The sequence below is a fragment of the Moorena sp. SIO3I6 genome, assembly GCF_010672095.1.
The window spans coordinates 1-2,759 of sequence record NZ_JAAHHU010000580.1 but is presented as its reverse complement, the minus strand read 5'-3'; the positions used below and the strand labels follow the sequence as shown (position 1 = coordinate 2,759).

Genomic DNA, 2,759 nt, shown 5'->3' with positions numbered 1-2,759 from the left:
AGTCACAACGGTGAAGCCAGGTTAAAAGGGTACAGCAAGCTATAGTGTGTTGTGACTAATCTTGGTGAGGTAGCTGGGATTGTCAAACAATTCTTAGCTGGAGAAACGCCAAACTGTGTAACACAAGACAGTGACACTAGAGACATTTTAGTTTGCACCCACGGTAGCCATGATGTGTGTTGCGCCAGGTATGGTAATCCTTTTTACTGCAAAGCCTTAGCTACTGTTAATGAGTTATCCTTAACCAATGTCAGACTCTGGAAAGCTAGCCACTTTGGTGGTCATCGGTTTGCTCCCACTGCGATTGATTTCCCAGATGGAAGATACTACGGTGTTTTAGATCAAGATTCATTTAAATCAATTTTAATCCGTAGTGGTGATCTTGAATGCTTCAATCGAGTTTATCGAGGTTGGGGAATTCTACCGACTAAAATTCAGGTATTGGAAAGGGAACTTATCCTCCGCTACGGATGGAATTGGTTTAAGCATAAAGTTGGTGGTTCAATTATTAAGGAAGATGCGAATCAGGATTCTATTCAAGCTGAGATCAGCTTTCAAAAACCTAATGGCTTGATTTACCATTGTCGTGCTGAATTGATTAAAGATGAAAGTAAGACATTGCAGCTGAAAGGGTCTTGTGGTGCTCAGAAAGAGTCAGTGTTTGTTAAATATACTATCAAGAATCTCTGCCTTTACTCGGAATTGCTGGAAATTCTTCCAGTTTATCAACCGCAGATGGCAAGCTAATATCAAGTCTGGTTGAATACCCATAATTAAAAAGAGGGTGGGAGGTGTGGGGAGATGGGGAGATAGGGAGATAGGGAGATGGGGAGATGGGGAGATGGGGAGATGGGGACTTACTCCCTGTTGCCTATTCCCTGTTCCCTTTGCTAGATATTAAGGTACATAAATTGGTGGCTGATGCCAACATAATCAAATGGCTCACCGTCAGGTATAAAACCAAGGCGACTATAAAAACCTAGGGCATTAATTCTAGTCATTACTCTCAAAGCTTTGAGATTCTTTGCTTTGGCTTTTTCAATTAATGTTTCGATCAGTTTAGTTCCGATGCCTTGGTGACGAAATTCAGGTAATAGTCCAACGTAGGCAATAGTGCCCAATCCGGGAGACAATTCTCTTAATCTTGCTGAACCAATTACCTGATTATTACAGATAGCAACGAGATGAAAAGCACTACTCTCGTACTGGTCTTGTTCTGTTCCTTTCTCCATACCTAAGGGTTTTCTGAAGACAAGCCACCGCTGGTGGTACATATCCTCTAACTCTTGTTTATTTTTCACAGGACGCACTTCAATAGTCGTCATGATGTTTAACCATATTGAGAATTAAGAATTAAGAATTAAGAATTAAGAATTAAGAATTAAGAATTTAGAATTTAGAATTTAGAATTTAGAATTTAGAATTGTAAGCTATCAGCTTAAGCGCTACGCGAACAGCTTATGGGCATAAGGCACGCTACATCGAACAGCTTTTGAATATAGAAATTCTCTTTCCCATGAGGTACAAAGGGATCCCCCTAAATCCCCCTTAAAAAGGGGGACTTTGAGGTTGATAACTGTACCTATTACATGGAATAAAGGCTATAAAACAGCTAAGCATTCGTTTAATCTATGTTATGGAAAGCTGTTCGCGCAGCGTGAGCCTTTAGCCCACGGCTAATTGCATTAGGTTGAATACTTGTAGAATTCTTAATTCTCCATTCTTAATTCTCCATTCTTAATTCTCCATTCTTAATTCTCCATTCTTAATTCTACATTCTGATTACCTTAAAACTTGGGGATTATTGCTAATCCAGCTGTCGATATCTTTTAACACCAGATCGGGAATTTCCCAAGGAAACAAGTGAGCCGTATTTTTATAGCATTGCCATTGGCTATCCTTAAGATGTTTAGCGGTTTCTTTACTTGATGCTGCGGTAATATGGCGATCAGCAGCTCCTGCTAAGACCAGGGAGGGACATTGAATCTGGTGTAAGTCTGGCAAACGGTTATACCCAGCCCTAATGGCAGCGTTGAGTGCTTGTGTAGCCTCTTGGGAGGTCTGTAAATAGGCTGATATGGCGTGCTTGGCAATATACTCGTAGGTGCTGCTTGTGTGTTGTTGGATCAGATACCGAAAAAGCGATCGCTTACCAAATGTGTCAATATTCCACTGCCATCCTGGTTGTAACCAATTTAAGACACCAGCGATGCCGGTATAGAGATTATCCTGCCAACTAATGGGGGGATGATTACCCCAAGGTCGAGCAGCTGTGGCGATTAAAATTAAACCTGTGACTCTCTGAGGTAGCTTCAGGGCAAGCTCCATTGCCAAAATTCCCCCTAAAGACCAACCTAGTATCAAACAGCGGTCAATGTGGTAGTAGTCGAGCAGGGATTCCAAGTCAGTCAAGTGGTCGGTCATCTGAAAATCCCGATCAGCTGGACTTTTACCATATCCTCGCAAATCAGGGCTGATAGTGCAGAACCTCTGGGATAGATGTTGGGTAAAAACGGAAAGGCACTGACTTGAGGCTGGATGACCGTGAAGGCACAGAATTGGGAATCCTGACCCCTGGAGGTCAGTGTTGAGATATACTGCTGCTTGGTAGTTTTTTTTAATCCCATTCATGTTAATATCATGTGCGGTTGAACAATTATAAATAGTAGGTAATAGGGAACAGGGAACAGGGAACAGGGAACAGGGCATCAGAAGAGAGATTACCTACCAGAAGGAAGCTAGGTTTTTTGATAACTGAT

At 41.8% G+C, this 2,759-nt stretch carries 3 protein-coding genes; 1 reads left to right on the top strand and 2 read right to left on the bottom strand.

All coding sequences use genetic code 11. The features are described 5' to 3' along the window. Positions 1-51: 51 nt before the first annotated feature. On the top strand, positions 52-747 hold the full coding sequence (locus F6K49_RS39870; RefSeq protein WP_293106235.1) for a sucrase ferredoxin: 696 nt from the start codon (positions 52-54) through the stop codon (positions 745-747). Positions 748-890: 143 nt separating this feature from the next. Here F6K49_RS39870 and F6K49_RS39865 read toward each other — a convergent pair whose 3' ends face one another. Together F6K49_RS39865 and F6K49_RS39860 are read right to left on the bottom strand one after the other, a co-directional pair. Continuing rightward, positions 891-1,325 carry a GNAT family N-acetyltransferase gene (locus F6K49_RS39865; protein WP_075900539.1) on the bottom strand — a complete coding sequence of 145 codons (435 nt, stop codon included), beginning with the start codon at positions 1,323-1,325 and terminating at the stop codon, positions 891-893. A gap of 457 nt (positions 1,326-1,782) precedes the next feature. Beyond that, a complete protein-coding gene (locus tag F6K49_RS39860) occupies positions 1,783-2,631 on the bottom strand; it encodes an alpha/beta hydrolase (protein ID WP_293106231.1) in 849 nt (282 codons plus the stop codon). Between the last annotated feature and the right edge of the window lie 128 nt (positions 2,632-2,759).

Bases quoted from the DNA above. Each gene is read 5' to 3' on its own strand.
- F6K49_RS39865 (WP_075900539.1), bottom strand. From the start codon at position 1,325: ATGACGACTATTGAAGTGCGTCCTGTGAAAAATAAACAAGAGTTAGAG.
- F6K49_RS39860 (WP_293106231.1), bottom strand. From the start codon at position 2,631: ATGAATGGGATTAAAAAAAACTACCAAGCAGCAGTATATCTCAACACT.